The sequence below is a fragment of the Halomonas smyrnensis AAD6 genome (assembly GCF_000265245.1).
Classification (GTDB): domain Bacteria; phylum Pseudomonadota; class Gammaproteobacteria; order Pseudomonadales; family Halomonadaceae; genus Halomonas; species Halomonas smyrnensis.
Genome location: NZ_AJKS02000001.1, coordinates 106,167 through 128,727, shown reverse-complemented (window position 1 = coordinate 128,727; position 22,561 = coordinate 106,167). Strand labels below are relative to the sequence as shown.

Annotated in this window: 19 protein-coding genes; 4 read left to right on the top strand and 15 right to left on the bottom strand. The window is 70.9% G+C overall.

The features are described from left to right. Positions 1-7: 7 nt before the first annotated feature. Together UYS_RS0200555 and UYS_RS0200550 are read left to right on the top strand one after the other, a co-directional pair. Positions 8-1,150, top strand: coding sequence for a TauD/TfdA family dioxygenase (locus UYS_RS0200555; protein WP_016853539.1), 1,143 nt, complete (start codon positions 8-10; stop codon positions 1,148-1,150). Further along, positions 1,147-1,737, top strand: coding sequence for an HD domain-containing protein (locus UYS_RS0200550; RefSeq protein ID WP_016853538.1), 591 nt, complete (start codon positions 1,147-1,149; stop codon positions 1,735-1,737). Before UYS_RS0200555 ends, UYS_RS0200550 begins: the two co-directional genes overlap by 4 nt. A gap of 30 nt (positions 1,738-1,767) precedes the next feature. Here the strand turns inward: UYS_RS0200550 and UYS_RS0200545 are convergent, their stop codons facing one another. Together UYS_RS0200545 and UYS_RS0200540 are read right to left on the bottom strand one after the other, a co-directional pair. Beyond that, positions 1,768-3,318 carry a DHA2 family efflux MFS transporter permease subunit gene (locus UYS_RS0200545; RefSeq protein WP_016853537.1) on the bottom strand — a complete coding sequence of 517 codons (1,551 nt, stop codon included), beginning with the start codon at positions 3,316-3,318 and terminating at the stop codon, positions 1,768-1,770. Next, positions 3,315-4,493: an HlyD family secretion protein gene (locus tag UYS_RS0200540; RefSeq protein WP_016853536.1), complete on the bottom strand. Its 1,179-nt coding sequence runs from the start codon at positions 4,491-4,493 to the stop codon at positions 3,315-3,317. The genes UYS_RS0200545 and UYS_RS0200540 overlap by 4 nt, the downstream gene beginning before the upstream one ends. A 124-nt stretch (positions 4,494-4,617) precedes the next feature. Here UYS_RS0200540 and UYS_RS0200535 point away from each other — a divergent pair, with 124 nt between their 5' ends. Then, positions 4,618-5,256 (top strand): TetR/AcrR family transcriptional regulator, encoded by a 639-nt coding sequence (locus UYS_RS0200535; protein WP_016853535.1) that lies wholly within the window; start codon positions 4,618-4,620, stop codon positions 5,254-5,256. A 4-nt stretch (positions 5,257-5,260) separates the two neighbouring features. Here UYS_RS0200535 and UYS_RS0200530 read toward each other — a convergent pair whose 3' ends face one another. Continuing rightward, positions 5,261-5,980 (bottom strand): response regulator, encoded by a 720-nt coding sequence (locus UYS_RS0200530; protein ID WP_016853534.1) that lies wholly within the window; start codon positions 5,978-5,980, stop codon positions 5,261-5,263. 25 nt (positions 5,981-6,005) lie between these two features. Next, positions 6,006-7,646, bottom strand: a complete 1,641-nt coding sequence (locus UYS_RS0200525; RefSeq protein WP_016853533.1) for an ATP-binding protein — start codon at positions 7,644-7,646, stop codon at positions 6,006-6,008. A gap of 272 nt (positions 7,647-7,918) precedes the next feature. On the opposite strand from UYS_RS0200525, the gene UYS_RS0200520 reads away from it, so the two are divergent. Continuing rightward, the gene (locus tag UYS_RS0200520) at positions 7,919-9,232 is read left to right on the top strand and encodes a 2-hydroxycarboxylate transporter family protein (protein WP_016853532.1); all 1,314 of its coding nucleotides are present in this window, start codon (positions 7,919-7,921) and stop codon (positions 9,230-9,232) included. Between the two features lie 71 nt (positions 9,233-9,303). Here UYS_RS0200520 and UYS_RS0200515 read toward each other — a convergent pair whose 3' ends face one another. The 11 genes from UYS_RS0200515 to UYS_RS0200465 form a co-directional block, all read right to left on the bottom strand. Further along, positions 9,304-9,576, bottom strand: a complete 273-nt coding sequence (locus tag UYS_RS0200515) for a YheU family protein (RefSeq protein WP_016853531.1) — start codon at positions 9,574-9,576, stop codon at positions 9,304-9,306. After that, entirely contained in the window at positions 9,573-11,639 is a 2,067-nt protein-coding gene (gene ligA, locus UYS_RS16655; RefSeq protein WP_016853530.1) for an NAD-dependent DNA ligase LigA, read from the bottom strand. The genes UYS_RS0200515 and ligA overlap by 4 nt, the downstream gene beginning before the upstream one ends. Before the next feature lie 130 nt (positions 11,640-11,769). Next, the gene (gene zipA / locus UYS_RS0200505) at positions 11,770-13,179 is read right to left on the bottom strand and encodes a cell division protein ZipA (RefSeq protein WP_016853529.1); all 1,410 of its coding nucleotides are present in this window, start codon (positions 13,177-13,179) and stop codon (positions 11,770-11,772) included. 226 nt (positions 13,180-13,405) lie between these two features. Then, positions 13,406-16,900 (bottom strand): chromosome segregation protein SMC, encoded by a 3,495-nt coding sequence (smc, locus tag UYS_RS0200500; RefSeq protein ID WP_016853528.1) that lies wholly within the window; start codon positions 16,898-16,900, stop codon positions 13,406-13,408. 3 nt (positions 16,901-16,903) lie between these two features. Further along, positions 16,904-18,133: a c-type cytochrome biogenesis protein CcmI gene (gene ccmI, locus UYS_RS0200495; RefSeq protein ID WP_016853527.1), complete on the bottom strand. Its 1,230-nt coding sequence runs from the start codon at positions 18,131-18,133 to the stop codon at positions 16,904-16,906. Then, positions 18,130-18,597 (bottom strand): cytochrome c-type biogenesis protein, encoded by a 468-nt coding sequence (locus UYS_RS0200490; protein ID WP_016853526.1) that lies wholly within the window; start codon positions 18,595-18,597, stop codon positions 18,130-18,132. Before UYS_RS0200490 ends, ccmI begins: the two co-directional genes overlap by 4 nt. Then, positions 18,585-19,115: a DsbE family thiol:disulfide interchange protein gene (locus UYS_RS0200485; RefSeq protein ID WP_016853525.1), complete on the bottom strand. Its 531-nt coding sequence runs from the start codon at positions 19,113-19,115 to the stop codon at positions 18,585-18,587. The genes UYS_RS0200490 and UYS_RS0200485 overlap by 13 nt, the downstream gene beginning before the upstream one ends. Then, positions 19,112-21,103, bottom strand: a complete 1,992-nt coding sequence (locus UYS_RS0200480; RefSeq protein WP_016853524.1) for a heme lyase CcmF/NrfE family subunit — start codon at positions 21,101-21,103, stop codon at positions 19,112-19,114. Before UYS_RS0200480 ends, UYS_RS0200485 begins: the two co-directional genes overlap by 4 nt. A 12-nt stretch (positions 21,104-21,115) precedes the next feature. Beyond that, positions 21,116-21,604, bottom strand: coding sequence for a cytochrome c maturation protein CcmE (gene ccmE, locus UYS_RS0200475; RefSeq protein ID WP_016853523.1), 489 nt, complete (start codon positions 21,602-21,604; stop codon positions 21,116-21,118). Beyond that, the gene (gene ccmD / locus UYS_RS0200470) at positions 21,601-21,819 is read right to left on the bottom strand and encodes a heme exporter protein CcmD (RefSeq protein WP_016853522.1); all 219 of its coding nucleotides are present in this window, start codon (positions 21,817-21,819) and stop codon (positions 21,601-21,603) included. The genes ccmE and ccmD overlap by 4 nt, the downstream gene beginning before the upstream one ends. After that, complete coding sequence (locus UYS_RS0200465) at positions 21,819-22,559, bottom strand: heme ABC transporter permease (protein WP_016853521.1); 741 nt, start codon at positions 22,557-22,559, stop codon at positions 21,819-21,821. The genes ccmD and UYS_RS0200465 overlap by 1 nt, the downstream gene beginning before the upstream one ends. Positions 22,560-22,561 lie beyond the last annotated feature (2 nt).

Sequence of the window (22,561 nt, the reverse complement as noted above, 5' to 3'; positions counted from 1 at the left end):
AGACCCCATGTTTCACGTCCAAGAATCCCCCGCCAAGGTCTTCGCCACCGATGCCTCCGGCACCCGCACCGAGCTGCCGGCCCTGTGGCTTCGCGAGCGCTGCCAGGAACCGGAGAGCCTCGACGGCCCCACCCAGCAGCGGCTGTTCAACCCGCACCGGCTCGACCCGGAGCTGACCCTGGTGGCGGCCGAGCCTCTCGGCGGCCACTGGGCGCGGCTGACCTTCAGCGACGGCCACAGCGGGCGCTATGACCTGCGCCACTTCGCCGACGACTTCGATCACGAGGACGGCCTGCCCACCCCGCGGCCCTGGACCAGCGACATCGACTTCGCCTCCATCACCCGCGACTGGCAGGCGCTCTCGGATCACGACGCCTTCCGCGAGGCTCTCGAGACCTACCTGCGCCACGGGGTGATCATCCTCAGGAACGTGCCCACCGACGGCGCGCGCCTGGTCGAGGTCGGCGAGACCTTCGGCCACGTGCGCTCGACCAACTTCGGCAAGTACTTCGAGGTCTGCTCGCGCCCCGAGTCCAACGACCTGGCCTATCGCAGCGTGCCGCTGGCGCCGCACACCGACAATCCCTATCGCGACCCGGTCCCCGGCATCCAGCTGCTGCACTGCCTGACCAACGAGACCACCGGTGGCCTGTCGACGCTGGTCGACAGCCTGGCCGTCGCCGAGCGGCTGCGCGCCGAGGACCCGGAGGGCTATCACCTGCTGGCCACCGTGCCGGTGCGCTTCCGCTTCATCGACGACGGGGTCGAGCTGATCGAGCGCCGGCCGATGATCCACCTCGATGCCATGGGCAAGATGGACGGCGTGCACTACAGTCCGCGCCTGGACTACCTGCCGCTGATGGACGAGCACAGCACCAAGGCCTTTCACCGCGCCCGCCGCCGCCTCGGCGAGCTGTTCTCCCACCCGGACTACGAGATCCAGTTCCCGCTGGGCGACGGCGAGCTGATGATGTTCGACAACAACCGGGTGCTGCACGGCCGCACCTCCTACGACCAGAACGAGGGCTTCCGCCACCTGCAGGGCTGCTACATCGACCGTGACGGCCCCACCGGCCACTACCGGGCGATCGTCAAGCAGGAGCGCGCCCAACAAGCCACCGCGACCAACGAGAGCGTGACCGCCGCATGACTACCGTATCGTTCACCCAGATGAAGGACGGCACCAAGGCCGACTACGAGCTGCTCGGCGAGCTCGAGGAACGCTTCGTCGAGGCGCTGCCCGAACGCATCCTCGAGGCCCTCAAGGCGCTGGAGAACACCCTCTCCGGCTACCGGGTCTCGCGGCTCGAGCACGTGCTGCAGTCCGCCACCCGCGCCGAGGACGACGGCGAGGACGAGGAGATGATCGTGGCGGCGCTGATCCACGACCTCGGCGACGACCTGGCGCCCCACAACCACTCCCAGTACGCCGCCTCGATCATCCGCCCCTATGTGCGGGCCGAGGTGACCTGGATCATCGAGCACCACGGGCTGTTCCAGAACTACTACTACATCCACCACTTCGGCGGCGACCCGCTGGAGCGGGACCGCTACAAGGGCCATCCCTGGTACCAGCGCTGCGTCGACTTCTGCGAGCGCTGGGATCAGGCCTCCTTCGATCCGGACTACCCGACCCGGTCGCTCGAGCACTTCGCGCCCATGGTGCGACGCATCTTCAGCCGCCCGGCCTTCGACCCGTCGGTCGTCGGCGACGAGAGCGCCCGCCACCACCTGTGAGGCGAGACGCTCGTCGCCGTCATTCGCCCCTCAGGCCTCGATCCGCCGCAGCAGGAACACCAGCGGCACGCTGAGCAGGTAGATCGCGCCCATCCACAGGAAGATGTCGTTGAAGGCCAGCACCTGGGCCTGCTCCATCACCCGCCGCGATAGCATGCCGATCGCGGCCTGATGGGCGTCGGGCACCGAGCCGGCGAGCATCGCCTCGTAGCGGGCGATCTCGGCGACCACCACCTCGCGACCGGTGTCGATGGCCGGGATCAGCTGGTTCCAGTGGAAGTCCTCGCGCACGTCGCGCACGGTGTCGATCAGCGCCAGCCCGATGGCACCGCCGAGGTTGCGCATCACGTTGAACAGCCCGCTGGCGTTGCCCACCTCGGCGGGCGGCAGGGTGCCGAGCGCGATGCGCGAGGCCGGGATGATGCACAGGATCAGCCCCATGCCGCGCACCACCTGGGGCAGGAAGAACTGCCAGAAGCCCGACTCCACGGTCAGGTTGGCGTTCATCATGGTGCCGATGCCGACCAGCAGCAGGCCGAGGAACAAGAGCCCGCGCAGGTCGAGGTGGTTGGAGAGCTGGCCGGCCACCGGCGCGCACAGGAACATCGTCAGCCCGGTGACGAACATCACCTGGCCGATCTGCAGGCTCGAGAACTGGCGCACGTAGCCGAAGAACAGCGGCATCAGGTAGACCAGCCCATAGAGCGCGATGCCGAGGATGAAGCCCATGCCGGCGCCGACGGCGAAGTTGCGGTTGGCGAAGGCCCGCAGGTCGACGATCGGATGGTCGTGGCGCAGCGTGCGGGCGAAGAACCACACCCCGGCCGCGGCGCAGATCAGCGACATGGCCAGGATCAGGTCGCTGGCCCACCAGTCGTCGCCCGGCCCTTCCTCGAGCACGAACTCCAGCGAGCCCAGAAACACCGCGATCAGCACCAGGCCGATCAGGTCCAGGCGCCTGGCCAGCGCGTAGTTGGCGCGGTCGATGTCGAGGAAGTTCCAGGCCGCCCAGCACACCAGCACGCCGGGCACCACGTTGGCCAGGAACAGCCAGTGCCAGCTCAGCGACTCGGTGACGAAGCCGCCCACCGTGGGCCCGATCGAGGGCGCCATGGTCACCACCATACCGATCACCGCCTGCACGCTGCCCATCACCCGGCGCGGGAAGATCGAGAAGCTCACCGCCTGGGTGATCGGGATCATCGCCCCGCCGGCGAAGCCCTGGATGGCGCGCAGCACGATCAGCTGCTCGATGGAGCTCGCCAGCGCGCAGCCGAGGCTCGCCAGGGTGAAGCCGGCGCAGGAGAGCGTGAAGGCGACCCGGGTCGAGAGGATGCGCATCAGCAGGCCCGACAGCGGGATCATCACGATCTCGGCGATCAGGTAGGAGGTCTGCACCCAGGAGATCTGGTCCTCGCTGGCCGAGAGCCCCGACTGGATCTCGTTGAGCGAGCTGGCGACGATCTGGATGTCGAGGATAGCCATGAACATGCCGAACACCGCGGCGATGAAGCCGATCCGCTGCGGCCAGGGCGGCAGGTCATCGGGGCGCGCGCAGGCGCCGGCCGCCACCTCGCTCACGAGCCGCTCCCGGCCTCGGCCACCTCACTGGCATCGGCGACTCGCGGCTCGCGTTCAGCCCGCTGGGCAGGCTCGGGATCGAGCTCGCGGGTATCGACGCCGGGCACCGCCGAGAGCCCGGCGCGCAGCCGCGGCAGCGCGTCCTCGGGACCGACGACGCGAATCTTCACCGGCACCCGCTGGACGATCTTGTTGAAGTTGCCGGTGGCGTTGTCCTGGGGCAGCAGGCTGAACTCGGTGCCGGTGGCCGGCGCCAGGCTGTCGACCACGCCCTCATAGGTCACGTCCGGATAGGCGTCGAGGCTCACCTCGACCGGCTGGCCGACGCGCATCCGCGCAAGCTGGGTCTCCTTGAAGTTGGCGATCACGTAGGCCGACTCGATCGGCACCAGCTGCAGCAGCGTCAGCGACGGCTGCGCCAGGGTGCCGGCCTCCACGGTGAGGTTGCCGACCACGCCGGCGCGGGGCGCGCGCAGGCGGGTCTTGTCGAGCTGATGGCGGGCATAGGCAAGATCCGCGGCCGCGGCGTCGCGGTTGGCCTCGGCCTGGCCCACCTCGGATTCCGCCACCGCCAGCTGGCGACGCGCCGACACCAGCGCCGCCTCGCTCTCGGCGAGATTGGCCCGGGCGACGCGCAGCGCGGCCTGGTCATCCTCGCGCTGCTGGCGGGAGCCGTACTGGCTGGCCGCCAGCGACGAGGAGCGCTCGAGGTGCTGGCGGGCCTGGTCGACGTCGGCCTCGGCCGCGTCGCGCTGCGCCCGGGCCTGGTCGATGGCGGCCTGCTGCAGCTCTACCTTACGTTGCGCCTGGGTCAGCGAGGCCGCCGCCACGGCCTGCTGGGCCTCGGCCTGGTGCACCCGATCCCGATGGCTCTCGTCGTCCAGGCGCACCAGCAGCTCGCCCCGCTCGACGTGCTGGTTGTCGTCCACCAGCACCTCGGCGACCCGCGCCGAGAGCTCGGCGCGCACCGCCACGCTGTCGGTGCGCACGTAGGCGTTGTCGGTCTCCTCGACGAAGCGCCCGACCTGCCACCAGCCGATCGCCCACCAGATCAGCGCCGCCAGCGCGACGAGCGCCACCAGCCCGGCCACGACCCGCCCCCGCGAGCGGCGCGCGCCCCCACCCTCGCTGCCGGCCTCGCCGGCGTTCGCGACCTGCTTGTCCTCGGCTGCCATGACGCCTCCTGATGGGTGGGTAAATCACAAGTGTAATGAATGCTACACTACATGACCACCAGCGCCGTGCATCACGGCTGCGATACCATGCGCCCGTCTCCCCGCCACTCGTTCCGGAGTCACGATGTCTCGCCACGCACCCGACAACGCCGATACCTCCCTCACGCCACGCGGCGTGGCCCGTCGCGAACGGCTGCTCGACGCCGCCCGCGACGTCTTCCTCGAGCAGGGCTATGCCGCGGCCAGCGTCAACGAGGTGGTGTCGCGGGCCGGCGGCTCGCTGGCCACGCTGTACAAGCAGTTCGGCAACAAGGAGGGGCTGTTCACCGCGGCCATGGAGCGCCACATCGCCACCGCCTGGGAGGTGCTGGAGGCCGGGCAGCGCGACCGTCAGGCCCCGGAGGAGGTGCTGTTCGAGCTCGGCCGGCGCATGCTGGCGCTGGTGCTGCAGCCGGGCGTGATCCGCCTGGTGCGGGGGCTGGCCTTCGAGGCCGAGCGGGTGCCCGAGCTCGGCGAGCTGTTCCTGACCCGCGGCCCCGACCGCACCCGCGCGGCGCTGGCCGACTACCTGGCCGATCAGGTCGCGCGCGGCCGGCTGACCCTCGAGGACCCGCGCGAGGCGGCCGGCCTGTTCATGGGCATGCTGCTCGGCGAGTGGCACTTCGACGCCCTGCTCGGGCGTCCGATGGCGCTCGACGCATCGCAGCGCGAGGCCCGCGCGCGCCGCTGCGTGGAAGTCTTCCTGGCCGGGACCTCGGCCTGAACCGTCAGGCCGAGGCGGCCAGCGCCTGCAGCGCGTCCCGGTCGAGGCAGCGGTAGGTGAAGGACGGGCGACCCACCTGGCCGTAGTGGAAGGACTCGTCGAGCAGCTCGACCTCGGCCAGGTACTTCAGGTACTTGCGCACCGAGACCCGCGACATGGCGGTGGCGGGCAGCAGCGCCTCGGTGCTGAAGGCTTCCTCGTCCAGGGCCAGGATCGCCGCGGCCACCCGGGCCAGGGTCGGCACGGTCAGGCCCTTGGGCAGGTCGCCCGGGCGGCGCGGCGTGGCCGGCGTCCCGGGCTGGAACAGCTTGTCGATGTCGCGCTGTTCCATCTCGCCGGGCAGCTCGGCCAGCGCATCGCGGGCCTGGCGACAGGCCAGCACGGCGTCGCGGAAGCGCTCGAAGGCGAACGGCTTAACCAGGTAGTCGCTGACGCCCAGCCGCCACGCCTCGCGCACCGTGTCGAGCTCCGAGGCGGCGGTGATCAGCACCACCCCCGCGTCGCTGCCGCTGCGCTGCAGGTAGCGGGCCACCTCCAGGCCGCTACGGTTGCGCAGGTAGACGTCGAGCAGCACCAGGTCCACGTCTTCGCGCTCGAGCACCTCCAGCGCCGCCGGCACGCTCTCGCACTGGGCGACCAGCCGCATGTCGTCCAGCCGGTTGAGGTACTCGACGTTGAGGCGCATGACCATGGGGTCATCCTCGACGATCAGCACGCGCATCATGTCTCTCCCTCGCCACTCTTGCCCATCATTCGCTTTCCGCATCGCTCTCGTGTTGCTGCCCGAGGGGCAGTTCGACCTCGAACAGGGTTCCACGCCCCGCCTCGCTGTAGACCGCCAGGCGGCCGCCGGCGGCCTCGACCCGCTCGCGCACCGCGGCGAGCCCCAGGCCGCGCCGCTCGCCCTTGGTGGACACGCCGGCCTCGAACACCCGCTCGCGGATGTCCGGGTCGATGCCGCCGCCGGTGTCCTGGACGTGCAGGGCGACCAGCGCCTCGTCCGCCTCGACGGTCAGCGTCACTCGCCGCTCGTCGCGCCCCTCGACCGCATCGAAGGCGTTCTCCAGCAGGTTGCCGAGCACCGTGACCAGGGTGTGGGCCAGCGGCGCCCCGCCGAGCTCGGGCATCGGCGTCTCGAGACGCACCTCGAGTACCACCCCCCGCTCCCGGGCCTCGCTGCGCTTGCCGAGCAGGAAACCGGCCATCACCGGATCGGCCACGTCTTCCACCACGGCCATGCCCGGCGCCAGGCGATGATCGGCCAGTTCGTCCAGGTAGCCGCGCAGACTATCGAGATCGCCCATCTGCGCCAAGCCCAGCATCACGTGACGCTGGTTCTTGAACTCGTGAGTGGCGGCGCGCAGCGCCTCGGCGTAGCGGCTAACCCCGGTGAGCTGCTCGGCCAGGGCGTTGACCTCGCTCTTGTCGCGGAAGGTGGCGATGGCGCCGATCGTCCGTCCGCGATGGCGGATCGGCAGGCGATTGGCGAGCACCACCTGGCCGTTGAGGTTGAGATCGAGCTCACGGTCGAGCGCCTGACCCTCGTGCTCGCCGCCATCCAGCACCTCGGGCAGGCCGCTGTGCGGCAGGTAGTCGACCACCGGCGCCCCCGGCGCCGGCTCGCCCAGCCCGGCCTCGGCCAGCAGCCGCCGGGCTGCCGGATTGACCAGGGTGATGCGCGCCTGGCGGTCCACCGCCAGGATGCCCTCGTGCACCGACGCCAGCATCGCCTGACGCTCCTCGACCAGCCGCGCGATCTGGTGCGGTTCGAGGCCCAGCAGCACGCGCTTGATGGTGCGTGACAGCCAGCGCGCCGCCAGTCCGCCGATGATCATCAGCGCCAGCACGCCGAGGATCACGCCGCGTCGGTTGTCGGCCAGCAGCGGCGCCAGCGAGGTCAGGGTCACGCCCACAGAGACCGCACCGACCACCTCGCCGTCGCCGGCCGTCACCGGGGCGAAGCCGCGGATGCTGGTGCCCAGGGTGCCCACGGCCCGGGAGTGATAGGCCTCGCCGGCCAGCGCCCGCCCCTCGTCGCCGCCCTGGAAGTGCCGGCCGATGCGCGCGGGGTCCGGATGGGTCAGGCGGATCGCGCCGGCATCCATCACCACGATGAAATCGACCCCGAGCTCGCGCCTCAGGCCGTCGATGCGCGCCTGCAGGGCGCCATCGTCGACGGGCGCCCCGAGGCGTTCGTGGAGTGCCGTCTGCACCTCCGGATCGGCGGCGAGCGTCCGCGCCAGATCGGTGACCCGAGTGGCCTGGGCCTCCTCCAGGGTATCGCGCAGCTGGACGGTGAACAGCCACAAGGCGAGCCCCAGCGAGAGCACCACCATCACCGCGACCAGCAGCGAGATCCAGGTATTCAGGCGCAGACGAAGACGAGGCATGGCGGGGGGCTCCAGAGACATCGGGCGAAGGGAATGGTTGGCCGGGATTCGACCTTGGTGGCATTCCCTACACGGCGCCGGTGTGCCGTCAAGAAGGCCGTCGTTTTCAATAGTTTCAGAACGCTTTAACAACTTGCGCAAGCTTGGCGCCAGAGATGGCGCGCCTATGCTCGTCGCCAGCCCTGCGTCCTGGCGGCCGAGCCGCCCGGGCGAGATTCGAACAACGCTGTCCCGCGCGGCTCGCGCGAGGCCGTTCCCCAAGGAGAGCTCCCATGAGTCAATCTCTGACGGACACCGTCGCGACACCGTCCGCGTCGCCCAGCGCCTGGCTCGCCCAGCGCATCTTCGGCATGCCGCTGCCGTTCTTCGCCCTCGCCCTGGCGGTGATGGCGGCGGCGATCGCCACCGACAGCCTGCCCACCGGCATGATCGGCGCCCTGCTGGTGATGATGCTGCTCGGCGAGCTGATGGGCTTCATCGGCGACCGCCTGCCGATCGTCAAGACCTACCTCGGCGGCGGCGCCATCCTGGCGATCTTCGGCGCGGCCGCGATGGTCTACCTGGAGTGGCTGCCCGCCCCGGTGGTCGACAACGTCACCGCCTTCATGAAGAGCGGCGGCTTCCTCAACTTCTACATCGCCGCGCTGATCACCGGCAGCATCCTCGGCATGGACTCCCGGGTGCTGATCAAGGTCGGCTCGCGCTATGCGCTGCCGCTGTGCTGCGCGGTGCTCGGCGCCTCGCTGTTCGCCGTGGCCATGGGCGCGCTGCTCGGCTTCTCCGCCCAGGACGCGGTGGTCGTCATCGCCATGCCGATCCTCGGCGGCGGCATGGGCGCCGGCGCGGTGCCGATGAGCCAGATCTACGAGCAGCTGCTGGGCCAGCCGGCCAGCTACTATATCTCGATCCTGGTGCCGGCCCTGGCGCTGGGCAACGTCTTCGCGATCATCATCGCCGGCCTGCTCAACGGCCTGGGCAAGCGCTTCCCGGGGCTGACCGGCAACGGCCAGATGATGCCCGGCGTCGACGTCGAGGAGCCCGAGCACACTCTGGACCTCGGCAAGCTGGGCGTGGGCATCGTCGCCGCCCTGATGCTGTTCACCGCCGGCCAGATCCTCGGCACCGTCATCCCGCTGCACCCCTACGCGCTGATGATCGTGCTGGTCGCGACCCTCAAGGTGCTCGACATGCTGCCGGAATCGGTCAACGAATCGGCCGCCCAGTGGTTCCAGTTCGTCGCCCGCAACTGGACCTTCGCCCTGCTGTTCGGCATCGGCATCGCCTACACCGACCTCGGCCAGGTGATCGACGCCATCTCCGTGACCTACGTGCTGATCGTGCTCGCCGTGGTCGCCGGAGCGGCCTTCGGCGCCGGCCTGGTCGGCAAGCTGGTGGGCTTCTACCCCATCGAGTCGGCGATCACCGCCGGCCTGTGCATGGCCAACATGGGCGGCACCGGTGACGTGGCGGTGCTGTCCGCGGCGCGCCGCATGTCGCTGATGCCGTTCGCGCAGATCTCTTCAAGGCTGGGCGGCGCCCTGATCCTGCTGATCTCGAGCGTGGTCGTGCCGCTGCTGTTCGCCTGAGGCGAGCCCGCCACCGACGCAAACGGCGCCCCTCGGGGCGCCGTTTGCGTTCGAGCACTCGACTCGCGGGATCAACCCTCCTCTTCGTCGTCCGCCAGATCCCGCCCGAAGGCCCGCCACTGGGCCAGGGTCATCACCTCGGTGGTCTCGGTGCGCAGGTCATGGGCGATGATCAGCTCGCCGCGCTCCAGCTGGCGGCGCAGCTCGCCGACCCAGCCGCTCATGCCCTCGCCGGTGTCGGTGGTGTCGTAGCCCTGGCGCGTGACGAAGGCCTCCAGCAGGCCGTCCAGGGTCTCCCCCGGCAGCATGCGATAGGGCACTTCGACGAAACGGTCTCCGCTCATGCGTCGTTCTCCTGCGTGTCCTGTGGCGTCTGGCCGCTTTCCCAGCTCGCGAGGCGCTCGATGAAGGTCGCCTCGTCGATCACCTCGACGCCGAGCTGCTCGGCCTTGGTCAGCTTGCTGCCGGCGGCCTCGCCGGCCACCAGGCAGGCGGTCTTCTTCGACACGCTGCCCGATACCTTGGCCCCCAGCGCCTGCAGGCGCGCCTTGCCCTGGTCGCGGGTCATGGCCTCCATGGTGCCGGTGAGCACCCAGGTCTGGCCCTCCAGCGGCGTGGGGCCGGCCTCGACCTCGGCCTCCTCCCAGTAAAGCCCGGCGTCCAGCAGCGCCTGGAGCGTCTCGCGATTGTGCGGCTGCTGGAAGAAGGTGTGCACGTGGGCGGCGACGATGGGGCCGACGTCGTCCACCGCCTCCAGCGCCTCGCGCCCGGCGGCCATCAGCGCCTCGAGGGTGCCGAAGTGGCGCGCCAGGTTGGCGGCGGTGGCCTCGCCCACCTCGCGGATACCGAGCGCGTAGATGAAGCGCGCAAGCGTGGTCGCCTTGGCCTTCTCCAGCGCCGCCACCAGGTTCTCGGAGGACTTCTCTCCCATGCGCGGCAGCGTGGCCAGGCGCTCGGCCTCGAGGCCGAACAGGTCCGCCGGCGTCTTCACCCAATCGCGCTCCACCAGCCCGTCGATCAGCTTCTCGCCGAGGCCCTCGATGTCCAGCGCCCGGCGGCTGGCGAAGTGCTTGAGCGCCTCCTTGCGCTGGGCGGCGCAGTAGAGCCCGCCCGAGCAGCGCGCCACGGCCTCGTCCTCAAGGCGCTCGATCTGGGAGTCGCACACCGGGCAGCGCTCGGGGAAGACGATCTCGCGGGCGTCCTCGGGGCGCTCGTCGAGCTGGACGCGCACCACCTGGGGAATGACGTCGCCGGCCCGGCGCACGGCCACGGTGTCGCCGATCATCACCCCGAGGCGCGCGATCTCGTCGGCGTTGTGCAGGGTGGCGTTGGAGACCGTGACGCCGGCCACCGAGACCGGCTCCAGGCGCGCCACCGGGGTGATGGCGCCGGTGCGGCCGACCTGGAACTCGACGTCGTTGAGCCGCGTGATCTGCTCCTGGGCGGGGAACTTGAAGGCGATCGCCCAGCGCGGCGCCCGGGCCACGAAGCCCAGCTCCCGCTGCAGGCGCAGGTCGTCGACCTTGATCACCGCGCCGTCGATGTCGTAACCGAGGCCATCGCGCTTCTCGCCGAGGCGGCGGCAGTAGTCGATGATGCCCGCCGCGCCCTGCACCACCTCGAGCTCGGCGCTGGTGCGGAAACCGAGCCCGGCGAGGCGTGCCATCAGCTGGCTGTGGCTGGCATCGCCGGCATCGGGTTCGATGCGCGCCACCTGGTAGGCGCTGAACTCCAGCGGGCGGGTCGCGGTGACGCGCGGATCGAGCTGGCGCAGGCTGCCGGCGGCGGCGTTGCGCGGGTTGGCGAACACCTTGGTGTCCTCGGCGCGGGCCCGCTCGTTCATGGCCTCGAAGGCGTCGTGGCGCATGGTGACCTCGCCGCGCACCTCGAGCAGCTCGGGCCCGGCCTCGCCGCGCAGCTTCAGCGGAATCGACCTCAGGGTCCGCAGGTTGGAGGTGATGCCCTCGCCGGTGCGGCCGTCGCCCCGGGTCACGCCGGCGGCAAGCTCGCCGTTCTCGTAGACCAGCGACACGGCGGCGCCGTCGAGCTTGGGCTCGCAGCAGAAGGCCAGGCCGTCGGGGTCGGTCTCCAGGCGATCGGCGACCCGCCTGGCGAAGGCCGACAGCTCGTCCTCGTCGAAGGCGTTGTCCAGCGACAGCATCGGCACCGCGTGCGGGATCTCGGGAAAGCCCTCCGCGGGCGCGGCACCGACCCGCTGGGTCGGCGAGTCCGGCGTCACCAGGGCGGGATGCTCGGCCTCGATCTCCTGCAGGCGGCGCAGCCGACGATCGTAGTCGGCGTCGGTCATGCGCGGCTCGTCGAGCACGTAGTAGCGATAGTTGGCGTCCTCGAGCTCGGCGCGCAGACGCGCCGCCTCGTCCTGAATCGCGGGGTCGGGCTGGGTCATGGGAATGTCTGGTTCTCGATCGATAGCGAGGGCCTCGTCGCACGAGGCCGGGTGGCGCTAGCTTACCAAAGCAACGCCCCCCGACGGGATACCGTCGGGGGGCGTCTGGGGGCCGCGTGGCAGGCGAGGGTCAGTTGACCTGGCGATGCAGGCGATGGCGCCGCTCGAACTCCTGCACCCGCTGGCGGGCGAACTCGACGGTCTGAGCAGTCATCACGCTCATGTTCTCGTCCTTCAGCTCGCCGCCGAGGTGGCGGACGATGACCATGGCGGTCTCGACCATGGCCTCGAAGGCCGCCGAGGTGTCGGTGGCGCTCGGCAGCGGCATCAGCAGGGTGACGCCCGGCGTGGAGAACTCGTCCATGGCCTCGAGGGGGAAGGTGCCCGGCTTGACCACGTTGACCATCGAGAACTGCAGCGCGCTGCCCGGCTCCTCGGTCTCGAAGCGATGGAAGATGTTCATGTCACGGCCGTAGCGCAGGCCGCAGGCCATCATCAGCTCGAGCAGGGTGCTGCCGGCGAAGCCGCCCTCGTCGCGGGCCATCACGCTGATCACGATCAGCTGCTCGGCGTCGCCGAGGGCGTCGCGGGCGTGGGCGTCCTGAACGTCGTGACGCAGCGCCTTCTCGAGCACCGGGTGCGTGCGCACCACGTCGTCCCGGGGCGGCTGTTCGGCGGCGTCCTCGGACCACTCCGCCTCGTGACGGGGCGCGAACAGCGGGTCGTTGTCGTCGGCCGCGGCCGCCTGGCGACGCTCGGCCTCCAGGGCCTCCGCCTCGCGCTGACGGCGGGCCGCCTCGTCGGCTTCCTGCTGCTGGCGGGCGGCCTGCTCGCGGCGTGCCTGCTCGGCCTTCTCGGCTTTCTCGGCCTCCTCCTGCTCACGGCGCGCCTTCTCCTGCTCGCGGCGCGCCTTCTTCTGGTCGCGCCGCTCGGAGATGCCCTTCTGCAGCGAGGCGCCGAAGCGCTGCACCGAGGAGCCGACCCGCTTGGAGCCGCTCTTCAGCGAATCGCCCATGCCCTCGAGGTCGACCAGGCGATAGTGCTCCTCGTCGTAGCCGTCGTGGTCGGCCGGATCGGCGACCAGCGGCTCGGCGGCCGCTTCCTGCCGGTCGGCGTCACCGAGGGAGGGCTCGCGGCGCTCGGGCTCGGCGCTCGCCGCCGGCTCGGGCCGGCGCGAGGAAGCGGACACCGCCGCCGTCGGCTCGGGCGACGACGCCTCGCCCTGCTGGCGGCGGAATTCCGACAGCACGCGGGACGGACCGGGATGGTCCTGGCGTTCGAGCTTGGGCTTGGCCTTCACGCCCTGCTCTTCGGCAGGCCTGACGACGCGCGCCCCTCCATTAGGCAGTTCCCAGTTGAGTTCCGCCTCCCGTGCCGCCGCCTCGGGATCGTCTTCGACGTTCTCCGCCGTCGGGGCATCCTGTCCGGCCTGGTCAAGGCGCGGCACGCTGCGCTGGCGCTGCAGGCGACGTACGCCGTCGATGACGATGAGCGTCACCAGTGCCAGTCCCAGTATGATCAGCCACTCTCTAAGTTCCATGGGTCGTCATGCCTTTTTGCTAAGGCGCCATGCCTGATGGTTTCCGTGAACAGCATAGCGCGATTGCCCAAAAAAGGACCAACAATTTTGATTGTCAAGCCGGATTTTTTGTGGCCGGACTTGCATCGGTCCTGTGCAATCGCCCTTCAAGAATCCCTTCGTCACCATGCGGTGCTATCTCGCTTTTGTTCCTTGTTAACCCGTTTGCCCATGGCGTTCAAGTCCGTCATGCCTCGGCCAGGGCCGCTGCCTCATCGACCCCGACCGCCACCAGGCGTGACACTCCGGGTTCCTGCATGGTCACCCCCATGAGACGTTCGGAGGCTTCCATGGCGATCTTGTTGTGGGTGATGTAGATGAACTGCACCGACTCCGACATCTCCTTCACCAGCTTGGCATATCGCCCGACATTCGCATCATCGAGTGGTGCATCGACCTCGTCGAGCATGCAAAAGGGGGCCGGATTGAGCTGGAAGATCGCGAATACCATGGACAACGCGGTCAGCGCCTTTTCTCCCCCGGAGAGCAGATGAATGGTGCTGTTCTTCTTGCCGGGGGGGCGCGCCATGATGGCCACCCCGGTCTCCAGCAAATCGTCGCCGGTCAGGGTCAACCATGCGGTTCCGCCACCGAAGACCTTGGGGAAAAGCGTCTGCAGACCGGTGTTGACCCGCTCGAAGGTGTCGCGGAAGCGGGTCCGCGTTTCCTGATCGATGCGCCGGATCGCCCGGTCGAGGGTCTCCAGCGCCTCGCTGAGCTCGCGGTGCTGGGCCTCAAGATAGTCGCGCCGCTCGGCCTGCTGGTCGTACTCCTCGATGGCCGCCAGGTTGATGGCGCCCAGCCGGCGGATACGCTCGCCGACCTCCTCGAGGCGGGTCTGCCAGGCCGATTCGGTGGCGTTGGGATCGAGCCCCTCGGTGAGCGCCTCGGCGTCGTGCCCCAGTTCCTTGAGCTGCTCGTCCTGGGTCTCGGCCTTGAGCGCCAGCGCCTGGACCTGCATCCGCGCCTCCTGCAGCCGCTCGCGGATGCCCTCGAGCTGGCGCTCGTGGCCCTGGCGCGCCTGCTCGTCCTCGCGCAGCCGCTCCACCAGCTCGGCGGCCCGTGAGCGCGCCGCGTTGAGCTCGCGCTCCTCGCGCTCGCGGCGGTGCAGCAGCTCCTCGAGGCGCTCGCGGCGCTCCTCGTCGGGCTCGTGCAGCCCCTCGCGGGCCTCCTCGAGCTCGGCGCAGCGCAGCTCGAGCCGCTCCCGGGCCTCGCCGGCGCGGCCCTGCTGCTCGGCCAGGCCGGCGCGCTCGGTGGTCAGCCGCTGATGCTCCAGCGCCAGCCGCTGGGACTGCTCGGCCAGCGGCCGCTGCTGGCTGCGCAGCTGGGTCAGCCGCTCGCGGGCCTCGTGACGCGCCCGCTCCAGACGCTCGCGGGTCTCGGCGCCGCGCTCCAGGCGCTCCATGGCCGCCTGCCAGTGCTCGCGGGTCTCCTCGATGGCCAGCCGCGTCTCCTCGGCCGACTCGGCCAGCCCCTCGAGCTCCTCGGCGAGCTCGCCGGCCCGCCCCTGGAGATGCTCGAGCCGGCTGGCCAGGCCGCTGTCCTGCACCGCCAGCTGCTGGCGCTGCTGATCGAGGTCGCGCTCCTCGAGTCGCACCGCCTCGAGGCGCTCCTCGGCCTTTTCCACGCGCTCGCCGGCCTCGGCCAGGCGCGTTTCCTGGGCCTCGAGGCGCTCCTCCACGGCGGCGAGCTCCTCGCGCACCTCGGCCTCGCGGCGGCGGCTGACCAGCAGCGCATCCGGGCCCTCGTCCTGGCCGCGGTGGCGCGCCCAGCCGTCGCCCACCCACAGCCCGCAGGCGGTGATCAGGCTCTCGCCGGCGGCCAGGCCGTCGCGCTCGGCCCAAGCCTGCTCGCGGCTGTCCACGCAGCGCACGCCGGCGAGCCACTGGGCCGCGGCGCCGGCGCCGCTGACCCGGGCGGCCAGGCTGCCGGCCGGGGCCTCGCGCTCGGCGTCCTCCAGCAGCCCCAGCTCCGGGGCCAGCTCGGAAGACAGCACGCTATCGCCCTCGGACAGCTGCGCCAGACGGGCACGCAGCCAGGGCGCCAGCACCCAGGACACGACGTCTTCCCAGCCGCCCTCGACCTCGAGGCGCTCGCCGAGGCGCGGCGCCTCGGCCAGTCCCCGGGCCGCCAGGTGCGCATCGAGGGTCTCGTCGTGATCGGCCAGGGCGGCCTGGATCAGCGCCTCGAGCGAGGCCAGCTCGCCCTGCAGGGTGCTGCGCCGCTGACGGTCGGTCTCGCGGGCGGCCTCGGCCTCGCGCACCGCCTCCCGGGCGGTGTCGCGCTCGGCCTGCCACTGCTCGCGCTGCTCCTCACGCCCGGCCAGGCGCTCCTCGAGCTCGGCCAGGCGCTCGGCGACCTCGCCGCGCTGGGCCTCGAGGCCGGCGATGTCGGGCAGCTCCTCGCGCTGCTGGCGGCGCTTGCGGGCGTCGCCCTCGAGGCGCTCCAGGGTCGCCTCCTGCTCGCGCAGGCGGTCCTGGGCGCGCTCGGCCTCGCGGGTATCGGCCTGCCAGGTCTCGCCGAAGGCCTCCCAGTCGGCGTCGGCCTGCTCGGCCAGCGGCTCGGCCTCCTCGAGGGCGGCCTCCAGCTCGGCCAGGCGCTCGGCGACCTCTTCCTGCTCGGGGCCGAGCGTCTCGAGGCGCTCGTCGAGGCGCATCAGGCGCTCGCCGTCGTCCTCGCCGAGGCGGTCGAGGTCGGCCAGCTCGCGGCGGGCGGCCTCCAGGTCCTGAGCCAGCTGCTGGTCCCGGGAGCGGGTGTGCTCCAGGTCCTGCTCGAGCCGGGCGATGGCGGTGGTCGTCTCGTGGAAGCGGTTCTGGTAGCCCTCGAGCTCGGAGGCCAGTCGGTCGTGCTCGGCGCGGGCCTCCTCGAGGCGCGTCTCGCACTGCCTGAGGCCCAGCACCTCGCGCTCCACCGAGGTCTCGAGCTCGCGCACGCGGCTCTCCTCCTCGCCCTGGCTGGCGCGCAGGGCGCGGCCTCGCAGCAGCGCCAGCTCGCCCTTGAGCCGGTACTCCTCCTGCTTGAGGGTCTGGTAGCGGCGCGCCGCGTCGGCCTGGCGCTTGAGGCGCTCGAGCTGCTTGTCGAGCTCCTCGCGGATGTCCTCCAGGCGCTCCAGGTTCTCCTGGGTGCGGCGCATGCGGTTCTCGGTCTCGCGGCGGCGCTCCTTGTACTTGGAGATGCCGGCGGCCTCCTCGAGGGTCGCGCGCAGCTCCTCGGGGCGCGACTCGATCAGCCGCGAGATCATGCCCTGGCCGATGATGGCGTAGGAGCGCGGCCCCAGGCCGGTGCCGAGGAACAGGTCGGAGATGTCCCGTCGGCGGCACTTCTGACCGTTGAAGAAGTAGGTGGACTGGGCCTCGCGGGTGACCTGGCGCTTGACCGAGATCTCCGCGTACTGGGCATAGGGGCCGCCCATGGTGCCGTCGCGGTTGTCGAACAGCAGCTCGATGGAGGCCTGGCCCACCGGCTTGCGGCCGGTGGAGCCGTTGAAGATGACGTCGGTCATCGACTCGCCGCGCAGGGTCTTGGCGGAGGACTCCCCCATGACCCAGCGCACGGCGTCGATGATGTTGGACTTGCCACAGCCATTGGGCCCGACGACGGCGGTCATGTTGCCGTCGAAGGGCACGGTGATGGGGTCGACGAACGACTTGAAGCCCACCAGGCGTATCGACTTCAGTCGCATGCGTTATTCCACGATGGTGTCGATGATCAGTTCTACCGGGTCGCCGCCGTTCTCGCCGACCGCCGCCGGGGCGCGGCGGCCGACGAGATCGCCGGGCCGCGGATCGGCCCGGCCGCTGGCCGAGACCCGTGCCACCAGACGCGCCTCCTCGACCTGGGACAGCCGGGCCATGGGCGCCATGGCGTCGCCGTCGTCGAGGGTCAGGGTGGTCGGCAGCGCGCCCAGCGTGGTGCGCGCCACCGCCAGGGGCGGCAGTTCGCCGGCGGTGTCGCGGGCCACCACGAACACCGCGGTGTCCGGGGCCAGACGATCGGCCAGCTCGGGCGCCAGGCTCACGCGCACGCGGATGCCCGGCCCCTCGGCGGCCTCGGGCGTCTGCCCCAGGCGGCGCTGGGCGGTGCGGATGCCCTGGCGCAGCGCCTCGGCGGACTCGGCGTCGTTCATGCCGGCGATGGCCCGGCGCCAGCGCTCGATGGCGGTCTCGTAGTCGGCGTTCTCGAAGGCCTCGATGCCGAGCAGGCCGAGCACCGTCGGCTGGGCCGGATCGGCGGCCAGGGCCTCGTCGACCAGCGCCTGCACGTTCGGGGTCAGCTCGCGGCCGGCGGCAAAATACCGCAACTGAGCGAGTTCGGCCAGCAGCCAGGGGCGACGCCCCTCGAGGTCGAGCAGCCGGGTCAGGGCGTGATCGGCCCGATCGACGCGGCCGCTGTCGCGATACAGCGGAAACAGCGAGCGCCAGACGTTGGGGTTGTCGGGCTGGCGCGCGGCCTCGGCCTCCAGGCGCTGGAGCAGTCGGGGCAGCGAGGCCTCGGGGTCGGCCATCACCTGCTGCTGGAGGCGATACAGCGCCAGGTCGCCCTCGGCGCCCTCCCAGCGATACCAGCTCGCGCTGGCCACCACCAGGACGACCATCGCCAGCGGCACCAGCCAGCGCCCGGCGCGGGCCGGCTTCAGCGGCGAGCGGGTCGAGGTCGCGGTGTCGTCGAGCAGGCTGCGCTCGAGCTCGAGGCGATCCTCGTCGAAGCGCGCCGCATCGATCTCGCCGCGGTCGCGGGCGGCCTCCAGGGAGGCCAGGCGACGCCGGTAGACGGCGACGTTCTGCCGCTCGGTGCGATCGCTGGCCTCGTCATCGGCCAGGGCACGGGCCACCGCGCCGGCGCGCCGCAGCGGCAGCACCAGCAGCCACAGCGCCGGAACCAGCAGCAGGGCGAAGGCGATCCACAGCGCGATCATCGGTCATCCTCCCGCTCGAGCAGGGCGTCCAGCCGGGCGCGTTCCTCGTCGGAGAGCCGGCCGGCCGAGGCGCGCCGGCGCGCGCGAACCAGCAGCGCCACCAGCAGGCCGCCGCCCAGCACCAGGGCCGCGGGCAGCCCCCACAGCAGCAGGGTGCGGCCCTCGAGGCGCGGGTTGTAGAGCACGTAGTCGCCGAAGCGGCGCACCATGAAGTCGAGGATCTCCTTGTCGGAGCGCCCCGCCTGCAGCTGTTCATGGACGCGCTCGCGCATGTCGCCGGCGATCGGCGAGTCGGAGTCGCCGATCGCCTGGTTCTGGCACTTGGGGCAGCGCAGGGTCGCGGTCAGCGACTCGAAGCGCTCGCGCATCACCGGATCGTCGAAGTCGCGCACCTCGATGGCGGCCTGCGCCAGGGCCGGCGCCAGCAGCGCCAGCATCAGCAGCGCACGGATCAGTCCTGCCATGTCGCCACCTCCGGCAGGATCACCCGCTCGACGTCCTGGGGCGTGATGTAGCCGGTGTGGTGATAGCGGATCACCCCCTCGGCGTCGACCAGGAAGGTCTCCGGCGCGCCGTAGACACCGAGATCGAAGCCCAGGCTGCCCTCGGGATCGAACAGGTTGACCTCGAAGGGGTTGCCGAACTCGGACAGGAACTCGCGGCCCTTCTCGCGGGTGTCCTTGTAGTCGACCCCGACCAGGCGCACGCCGCGGTCGGCCAGCTCGAGCAGCTGGGGCATCTCCTGCTTGCAGGTCGGGCACCACTCGCCCCAGACGTTGACCAGGGTGACCCGCCCCTTCAGCAGCGATTCGTCGAGGCTTCGCTCGGGGTCTGCCAGGGTGGTGAGCGTGAAGGCCGGGAAGGGCTCGGCCATCAGCGCCGAGTCGCGCTCGGCGGGATCGATCGACAGCCCGCGGTAGAGGAACACCGCCAGCACCAGGAAGCCGGCCAGCGGCAGCAGCAGCAACAGACGACGCGTCATGCGTTCACCTCCCGGGCGTGGCGTTCGGGGTCGGGCGCGGTGGCCGCGCGCCGGTAGCGGCGATCGACCACCGCCAGCACGCCGCCCAGCGCCATCAGCAGCGCGCCCAGCCACAACCACCGCACGAAGGGCTTGACCTGGATGCGCAGCGCCCAGCTGCCGTCGCCCAGGTCCTCGCCCATGGCCACGTAGAGATCGCGGAATAACCCGGGGCGCAGCGCCACATCGGTCATCGGCATGCCGCGGGCGATATAGACGCGCTTCTCCGGGGTCATGGCGAAGCCGCGCTCGCGGTCGCCGCGACGCACCTCGAGGCGCGCCGTGTCGGCGACGAAGTTGGGCCCGCGGCGATGGCCGAGGTCGGTCATGGCGAAGGTGTAGCCGCCCACCTCGACGCTGTCGCCCACCGCCATGCGCACGTTGCGCTCCACGGCGTAGTTCGACACCACGGTGACGCCGACGATGGTCACCGCCAGGCCCAGGTGGCCCAGCACCATGCCCCAGTGGGCCAGCGACAGCCGCCGCAGGCCGGCCAGGCGCCCCTCGCTATGGTGGCTCTTCGTCCACAGGTCGCGCACCAGCGGCAGCACCACCCACAGCGCCGCCACCAGCCCCAGCGTGACCTTGAGGTTCCACTCGCCGCCGTGGAGCAGCGGCGCCAGCAGGCCGATGATCAGCGCCACGCCGCCGGCGAGCCACACCCGGCGGACCAGCTCGCGGGGCCGGGTGCGCTTCCAGTTGGCCAGCGGGCCGATGCCCATGAACAGGCACAGGATCACCGTCAGCGGCACGAACAGGGCGTTGAAGTAGGGCGGGCCGACGCTGATCTTGCCGAGGTCCAGGGCATCGAGCAGCAGCGGATAGACGGTGCCGAGCAGCACGGTGACCGTCATGATCACCAGCAGGATGTTGTTGACCAGCAGCAGGGCGTCGCGGGACAGCCAGGTGAAGCCGGCCCGCTGGCTGACCCGGGGGGCGCGAACCGCGAACAGCAGCAGCGAGGCGCCCACGGTGAGGCCCAGCAGCGCCAGGATGAACAGCCCCCGGGAGGGGTCGTTGGCGAAGGCGTGCACCGAGGTCAGCACCCCGGAGCGCACCAGGAAGGTGCCCAGCAGCGACAGCGAGAAGGTGGAGATCGCCAGCAGCACCGTCCAGCTCTTGAAGGCGCCGCGCTTCTCGGTCACCGCCAGCGAGTGGATCAGCGCGGTGCCGGCCAGCCACGGCAGCAGCGAGGCGTTCTCCACCGGGTCCCAGAACCACCAGCCGCCCCAGCCCAGCTCGTAGTAGGCCCACCAGCTACCCAGCGCGATGCCCACCGAGAGGAAGGCCCAGGCGACGTTGGTCCAGGGCCGCGCCCAGCGGGTCCAGGCGGCGTCCAGGCGGCCGCCGAGCAGCGCCGCGATGGCGAAGGCGAACACCACCGAGAAGCCCACGTAGCCCATGTAGAGCATCGGCGGGTGGATGATCAGGCCGATGTCCTGCAGCAGCGGATTCAGATCGGCGCCGTCGGCGGGCGGGTTGGGCAGCAGCCGCGCGAAGGGGTTGGAGGTCACCAGCACGAAGGTCAAAAAGCCGGTGGAGACCAGCCCCATCACGCCCAGCACCCGGGCCAGCATGTCGCGGGGCAGCTCGCGGGAGAAGCGGCTGACGGCGAAGGTCCAGACGCCGAGGATCAGGCTCCACAGCAGCACCGAGCCCTCGTGGTTGCCCCACACCGCGCTAGCCTTGTAGTACCAGGGCAGCAGCGAGTTGGAGTTCTCGGCCACGGTGGACACGCTGAAGTCGTCGAGCAGGAAGCTCGCGGTCAGGCAGGCGTAGGCGACGACCAGGAACAGGAACTGGCCGGCGGCCATGGGCCGGGCATAGGCCATCCACAGCGGCCGACGCGTCGCCGCCCCGGCCAGCGGCACGCTGGCCTGCAGGGCGGCCATCAGCAGCGCGATGATCAGCGCGAAGTGGCCGATTTCGGGGATCAGCGGGGTCAGCATGGCGTCTCCGGGTCAGTCCTCGGCCTCGAGCCGTTGCCTCATCTCGGCGGCCTTGTCCTGATAGTCCTCCGGCGCATAGCCGGCGTCTTCCAGGGCCTGGGCGACCTCGGGGGGCATGTAGTTCTCGTCGTGCTTGGCCAGCACCTTGTCGGCCCGCAGCCAGCCTGCCGGCTGCAGCTCGCCCACCACCACCACGCCCTGCCCCTCGCGGAACAGGTCGGGCAGGATGCCGCTGTAGCGCACCTCGAGGTCCTCGACATAGTCGGTGACGGTGAAGGCGACGTCGAGGCTGTCCGGGTCCCGGGCCACGCTGCCTGCCTTGACCATGCCGCCGGCGCGGATCGAGCGCTCCAGCGGGGCCTGGCCCTCGGCGATCTGCACCGGGCTGAAGAACAGGTTGATGTTGCTGCGCAGGGCGTAGAGCGTCAGGCCCACGGCGATGGCGGCCAGCGCGACCAGCCCCAGGATGGCGTAGAGTCTCTGCTTGCGCTTGGCTCTCATCGGGACACCCTCTCATCGTGGGAAGCGTCGGCCGCCTCGGCCTGGCGCCGCTCGCGGCGGGCCCGGCGCTCGAGGTCGCGCCGCACCCGGCGGCGCTCGGCCCGGGCGTGCCAGCCCACGACCAGCAGCAGCGCGGCGGTGGCGCCGTAGGCGCTCCAGACATAGGGCGCGTGGCCGCCCATGGCGAGAAATGCGGACAGCGACTCGAAGGCCATCAGCGCCCCTCCTCGACCAGCGCGCGCACCCAGCGCTTGGACGACTCGCGGCGCAGGATCTCGCTGCGGGTGCGGGTCAGGGTCACGGCGATGAAGAACGCGTAGAAGCCCAGCACCATCAGCAGCAGCGGCAGCCACATCTCGGCCGGCATGGCCGGCTTCTCGGTGATCGAGAAGCTGGCCGGCTGGTGGAGGGTGTACCACCAGTCCACCGAGAACTTGATGATCGGGATGTTGATCACCCCCACCATGGCCAGCACCGAGGCCGCCCGGGCGCCGCCTTCGCGGCTGACGAAGGCGCCGCGCAGGGCGATCACGCCGATATAGAGGAAGAACAGGATCAGCATCGAGGTCAGCCGGGCGTCCCACTGCCACCAGGTGCCCCAGGTGGGCACGCCCCACACGGCCCCGGAGAACAGCGCCACGAAGGTCATGCCGGCGCCGAGCGGCGCCATCATCGCCGCCGCCATGTCGGCCAGCTTGATCTTCCACACCATGAACACCAGCCCGGCCGCGGCCATGGCGACGAAGATCGACTGGGCGAGGAAGGCCGCCGGCACGTGGACGTAGATGATGCGGAAGCTGTTGCCCTGCTGGTAGTCGGCGGGCGCGAAGGCCAGCCCCCAGACGCCACCGGCCAGGATCAGCGCCACCGCCGCCAGCCACAGCGGCGTGAGCCAGCGCGCGGTGATGGCGTAGAACTCCTTGGGGGAGCCGAGCTTGTGAAGGAAGGCCCACATGG